Annotated in this window: 4 protein-coding genes and 1 pseudogene; 3 read left to right on the top strand and 2 right to left on the bottom strand. The window is 57.3% G+C overall.

Features of this window, described 5'->3' with window-relative positions; genetic code table 11:
- Positions 1–417: 417 nt before the first annotated feature.
- Positions 418–681: a hypothetical protein gene (locus Q363_RS29990; RefSeq protein WP_157467891.1), complete on the top strand. Its 264-nt coding sequence runs from the start codon at positions 418–420 to the stop codon at positions 679–681.
- 129 nt (positions 682–810) lie between these two features.
- Here the strand turns inward: Q363_RS29990 and Q363_RS29985 are convergent, their stop codons facing one another.
- Positions 811–4,077, bottom strand: coding sequence for a TonB-dependent receptor (locus tag Q363_RS29985; protein WP_035358063.1), 3,267 nt, complete (start codon positions 4,075–4,077; stop codon positions 811–813).
- Between the two features lie 263 nt (positions 4,078–4,340).
- Here Q363_RS29985 and Q363_RS29980 point away from each other — a divergent pair, with 263 nt between their 5' ends.
- Together Q363_RS29980 and Q363_RS42445 are read left to right on the top strand one after the other, a co-directional pair.
- Complete coding sequence (locus Q363_RS29980) at positions 4,341–5,387, top strand: serine/threonine-protein kinase (RefSeq protein ID WP_051979543.1); 1,047 nt, start codon at positions 4,341–4,343, stop codon at positions 5,385–5,387.
- Between the two features lie 91 nt (positions 5,388–5,478).
- Entirely contained in the window at positions 5,479–5,979 is a 501-nt protein-coding gene (locus Q363_RS42445; protein ID WP_035358058.1) for a tetratricopeptide repeat protein, read from the top strand.
- A gap of 17 nt (positions 5,980–5,996) precedes the next feature.
- On the opposite strand, the pseudogene Q363_RS47190 reads toward Q363_RS42445, so the two are convergent.
- Positions 5,997–6,279: pseudogene (locus tag Q363_RS47190) on the bottom strand (IS4 family transposase); the annotation flags it as partial.

Here is a 6,279-nt window from a genome sequence, read left to right as displayed (position 1 = left end):
GGAGATCTCCCGGTTCTCGTGCATGTTGTTTTGTCAGCGTGCCCGGGTTCTCCGACTACGCAGGACCGGACAGCCACTCGCGTATAACGTGGCTGCCGTATTGCCTTCCCCCTACACACCATGGAGTCAGCATCCTGATCAACCGACTTTTCGAAGCTCAATAGCCGGGCCCACTGGTCCCTCTGTCTACGCTTCAACCGACACCTCGCGATGCCGCCTGCAAGACTCGAGGCCAGGATGGATTCGCTACTTCCTTTCCTGTAGGGGACTTTCACCCCCTACAACATGCCGGTTTATCCCGGCGCTCGGTGTGTGGTCGGCAACCCGCACCTTACTCCCCTGCGCCTGACTCCGACCACATCCTGATCGAACCTCGGCTGCGCCAACGCCCGCCTTGGGCGTGGAAGAGCTTTGCACTTGGTGCAGCATAACACTGCTGGAGTGGCAGAATTGATTGCGTTCAGCACCCGAATATTTGCATCGATTCTCACGTCGGATAGCTCGCACATCCACCGCTCGGGCATGCCAGAAAGCTCTGGGCCAGCTTATGGGATCAATTGGCCATTATTCGGGTTGTTTTTCACAAAGCTCGATATTGGCGAGAAGAGCATCAGTGCCTACCGTCGCGAAGTCGCGGCACTCAATCGTGAGTTCGCCGCGGCAGCAACCGTATCGAAGTAAACCCGCAGTACGAAGTACCCCCGGTGGCCGGCGTTGCCATCGCAGTTCGCGACCATACACTTCCTCTGCGAGGCTCGTTAAAAGAAACCGGGATGGCAGGCATCGCCCGCCATCCCGAGGGAGTGTATGTCAGAACGAGAATCGCGCTCCGAGCTGCATGAAGCGTCCACCACCACCGTTGACCGTGCTGGTGATCTGGCCCGCCCCAGCCTGGTTGAAGGACCTGGCCGGCTGGTTGAAGCTCGCATGGTTGAACACGTTGTTCGCGTCCACCCGAACCTGCAGCGCCATCTGCTCCCAGATATGGAAGCTCTTGGCCAGCGACATGTTGAATAGCTTAAAGCTCGGACCATAGAGGCTGTTTCTCCTCATGGTGCCGAAGGTCCCGGCTGCGGGCACGGCAAACGCTGCAGGATCATACCACTGCTTAATCGAGCGGTTCTTGGGATTCGGGTTACCGACCATATTGGGATACCACTGACCGGCCTGAGAGTAGGAGTTGTTTGCACCGCCAACCACCACTGTGTACGGCACGCCGCTCTGCAGAACCCACGTGCCCGAGGCACGCCAGCCGCCGATGACAGCATCGACAAGCGAGTTGTTGTTCAGGAACATGGCGCCCTTGCCTAACGGCAGGTGATACACGACGATTCCTTTGAAGGCATTGCGGATGTCGAAGTTCGACGGCCCATAGTTCGCGGCAGGATCGTGGGCCCGCTGATAGGTCTGCGTGCCGGCGCGCTGCCCCCAGCCCGACGAATCGATATCGTCGAGGAAGTGCGACCACACGTAGTTCGCATCAAGGCTCAGCCCATGCGTCAGACGCTTCTGCACGGTGAGTTGCAGCGAGTTGTAGTTCGAGATGGCATTGTTCGTACTGCCGCCGATCCCCTGGTACTGCGGAAACGGCCGGTATCCCTTGGCTACGTCGTCGACCGCCAGCCTGTTCTCCGGAATCTGGTTGATATCCACTGGGAACGCAAGATTGAACCCGTGGCTGGCAACGTAGGCAACCGCGAACGACATGTCGTTACCGACCTGCTTTTCAACTGCCAGATTCCACTGGTAAATCTTCGCCACCGGCGTATGGTACTGGTTGTAGCCCACGCCTTGACCGTTGAACGCAGTAGGAGATGTGCTCGCGGAAACATAGGGCAGATTCGATCCGCTACCCGAGAGCAGGACCACGGGCGTGAGCCCATTTGTGTTGTCTGTTTTACTGCCGCTCGATCCAAATGCATCTCCCTGACCGCTGCCGTAGGTATCAAGGCTCCAGCCATAGGCATAGATGCCCCATCCGCCGCGAATCACAGTATCGGGATGCACCTGGTAGGAGAATCCCAGTCGGGGAAGGAACGTGTCCCATACGGTTGCCTGCAGGGAACTACGTCCATTGTTGTTGGGGAACCACATCGCACCGAGATTCCCGGAAACTGCGTTGGGAATTGTCGGATCGAAGGTACGCTGGTTCTTCTTCGCGTCCGACCAGCCCTGCGTAATCTGGTACCGCAGTCCGAGATTCAGGGTCAGGTTCGGCCTGATCTTGAAGTCATCCTGAATAAATATCTGCGGGCTCTTCTGCCGCGCCGCATACTCAGGTTTCACGCTGGCTGACCAGGTCTGCGTCTGTCCCAGCAGGAAGTCTGCATACGCAAGTCCGGGAATGGCAGCCTTGCCTCCCGAAGCCGCGCTCGCAGTATAGGTGCCGTTATAGCCTACCGTAGCGCCATTGATGTTGCCCCACGCCGTCGAGTTGTCTTCATAGATAAGGTACTCGCCGCCAAAGTGCAAAATATGCTTTCCGCGGATCATCGTCACTACGTCAGAAGGATCGAAGATATGTTCCTTGTACGTAGCGTTCACTCCGGGTCCGAGCGATTGAATGTTGGTGACATTGACTGTAGGAAACGTATCGGCCTTTGAGAACTGCAGCCCAATCTTAGCTGGATAGCCCTGGTCCAGCGACGCTGCGGCAAAGAAGTTCAGCTGTTTGGTATATCCCATGCGGACTTCATTGATCGTGCGCGAGCTGATATTCCACACGTCGCTGATCTGCGCGTTTGTGCTGTCGACATCGCCGGTATAGCAGTTGATGGGGCAAATGTCCTGTCCTGGATAGAAAGCCGGGTTGTCGCGCTGCGTTACCGACGCCGTGATCCGATTCGTCTTGTTCAGGTCGTAGTCAAAGCGACCGAAGAACTTCTGGAACGGATTTGGCGACAGCACCTGGTAGTAGTAATTGCTGGTGAGCGGACTTCCGGCAACGTTGGGCAGCGGATAGGTTTGCTGAATCGCTTTGGCAACCGAGTCAAAGCGCGAGGGATTGATCTGGTTACCGGCGAAGGCATCGCGAATGATGATCGTCTTGCCGCTGGAATCCTTGCCAGTTCGGGTCGTCGCCGGATCCCCAATGGAACCTGCTGCAAATTCACTGAAGTCGCCGTTACGCATCTTCACCGTCGGCACATTCGCAAACCCGAAGGCGGAACCGTTGTTGATGATCTTGTCGTAGTTGAAGTAGAAGAACATCTTGTTCCGCATAATCGGTCCACCGACCGATCCGCCGAAGTTGTTGTAGCGGAGGAACGGAACCGTCTTGGCAAAGTAGCTTCGTGCGTTCAGCGCATCGTTCTGCCAGTACTCGTACAGCGATCCGTGGAAGGTGTTGGTACCACCCTTGCTGATCTGGTTGTAGATCAGGCCACCAATGCCGTACTGAGCAGAGAACGACGAGGTGCTCACCTGCAACTCCTGCACCGTCTCGAAGACCGAGACGTCGGCGTTGGCGCTGTGCGACAGGGTTGAGGTCGCGCCATCGGCGAGAACCGCGTTATACGGCAGGTTGCCATTGGCCGCGACCGACTGGCCAGGCGTCGCGCCCTGCGAGGCCGACGCCGTGCCTGCCGTTCCAGGCAGCAGGATCGTGAAATTCTCCCAGTTCTGCCCCACGTTCGGCAGCTCGGCCATCTTCTTGGCTTCGAGCGTCGTCGACTGCTCACCCGACTCCGTCTGCAGCAGGGGAACGTCGGTGTTGACGACAATCTGCTCGGTCACGGCGCCCACCTTCAGCTCCGCGTTCACCGTCGTAAAGCCGACATCAGCCGTGATCGACGACCGGACAAACTTCGAGAATCCCTGCTTCTCGAAGGTGACAGAGTACGTCCCCACCACAATCGACGAGGTGTCGTACAAGCCGTCCTTGTTGGTCGTGAAATTCTTCGAGACACCCGTGGCGACGTTCAGTACCGTTATCGTCACATCGGGCAGAAGCGCCCCCGACGAATCCGTTACCGTTCCTCGAATATCAGCAGAGTTCGTGCTCTGCGCTAAAGCTGCTCCTGCACACCCAACCCACAATACTGCGCCGAGTATCGATCGAATCCTTCTCGTATTCATGATGTTGCCTCCAGAAATCTTGCAATCAACGACGTACACAACCCGCAATTCCTCGACAAGCAGGAAACCTTTTCGAACGAGACAAACGTTTGTCTTAGAGAGTAAATTTTTGCGCTGCCAATTAGGCAACAACCATGCACGCTTGTCAACTATTTAAATGCGTAGAAATCCCGCCCAACCCTCTGGCGGATTCAGCCCACCCGCAATCCACAGCCCCGAACTGACAAACGCAGGACGCGGTCCGAACGATCATCCCCTTTGCGTTGAAATTTCTGCCGGAAGAATTGGCGCGAGGCCATCAAGCCCTGGAGCGATTTCGTCGCGAGGCGAAGGCTGCGTCCGCGCTGAATCACCCTAACATCTGTACGATTTACGCCATCGGCGAGGAAAACGGCAACCCCTTCATTGCCATGGAGTATCTGGAAGGGGTGACGCTGAAATATGCTATCGCAGGCCGTCCGATGGAGTTGGAGCAACTACTCGGCATTGCGATAGATATTGCCGATGCTCTGGACGCAGCGCACACAAAAGGAATCGTCCATCGTGACATCAAACCGCCCAATATTTTTGTCACGAAGCGCGGGCACGCCAAGGTATTTGATTTTGGTTTAGCCCAGCTCGTCACGCCGCCGATTGGCGAAGCGGCACTGACGACGATGGCGGACATAGGATTGACGGCTCCGGGCGCCGTGGTGGGCACTGTGGTCCACATGTCGCCCGAGCAAGTGCGCGGCAAGCATCTCGACGCGAGGACGGATCTCTTTTCATTCGGCACTGTCCTGTATGAAATGGCAACCGGCACGTTGCCTTTCCGCGGCGACACTGTGGGAATTATCACAGACGCGATTCTTAATCGCGCGCCTGTGCCTCCAGTGCGATTGAATCCCGATGTTCCCCCCGAGCTTGAGCAAATGATCCAGAAGGCGGTCGAGAAAGATGCTCGGCTGCGGTACCAGTCTGCTGCCGAGATGCATGCGGATTTGAAGCGGATACAACGTTATACGGAAAGCGGGCATTTGGCGCAGCCATCCTCCGAAGTTGGCGTTTGGCAGGATGCAAGCGTGCGGGCCGCGACGCCTGCGCTACGTGCCACACGGGCAGAGCAAGCGGCTGATGTGGGGCTAGAGCCCGGCGCCACAGTGCGTGCGCCCGGGCGTGAAGATTGTCGCGGCGGCCGTGGGTGTCGTTGTAATCGCCGGCCTGGGAATCGCCGGATGGCTCTACTATCCGCGCAAAACGCAGGCGCTGAGCGACAAAGATACGATCGTTCTCGCAGACTTTACGAACACCACCGGGGACACGGTCTTTGACGGCACGCTGCGGCAGGGACTGGCTGTCCAACTGGAACAATCACCATTCCTGTCGATCATCTCTGACCAACAAATTCAACAGACCCTAAAAATGATGGGCCAGCCGCGGGACGCTCGACTCACCCCGGAGATCGCCCGCGACGTGTGCCAGCGCTCAGGAAGTAAGGCTTACCTGAGCGGTTCGATTGCGAGCCTGGGGAGCCAGTATGTCCTGGGCCTCAAAGCAGTGAACTGCGTCACTGGCGAGACGCTCGCCGAGGAACAGGAGCGAGCCTCAGGCAAAGAGCAGGTGCTTTCGGCGATGGACAAGGCGGCTCCGAAGTTACGTACCAGGCTCGGCGAATCGCTGAATACGATTCAGAAGTTCGATACTCCGCTTGCGCAGGCCACCACACCTTCTCTTGAGGCGCTTCAGGCGTTAAGCCTGGCAAGGACAGTCGCGTCGATGGAAGGCGCCGCGGCTGCTACCGTCCCTTTGTTCCAGCGCGCGATCCAGCTCGATCCGAACTTCGCCATGGCCTATCTAGGGCTGGGGGCGAGCTATGTAAATCATGGAGAACGAACTCTGGCTCCGTCGTTCGAGATTGAGTGAAGGTTCTGCTGTCCAAGTTATGTCAAGGATAATGGCAGTTGCTCAAAGGCTGGCGGGGGCGGAGGCTGAAAGGGTTGGTCGATCCACAGCCAGAGATCACGGTGGACAAAGAGCTGTTGCCGCAGGAGCGCCAGTAAGTTGGAGAGTACCCAGTTGAACTTGGCTTTGAGCTGCAGGAAGCGCAACAGGAGCATGGCAATCAAAGCGGTCCAGACCTGAGTCTTGACGGCATTGGGGCTGGTGCCGACAAAGGTCTTGATCTTGCATAACTGCTTGAGCGACTTAAAAAACAACTCCACT

This window comes from Edaphobacter aggregans DSM 19364 (assembly GCF_000745965.1).
GTDB classification, from domain to species: Bacteria; Acidobacteriota; Terriglobia; order Terriglobales; family Acidobacteriaceae; genus Edaphobacter; species Edaphobacter aggregans.
The sequence above is the reverse complement of the archived record's forward strand: the minus strand, read 5'-3'. Positions and strand labels throughout refer to the sequence as shown.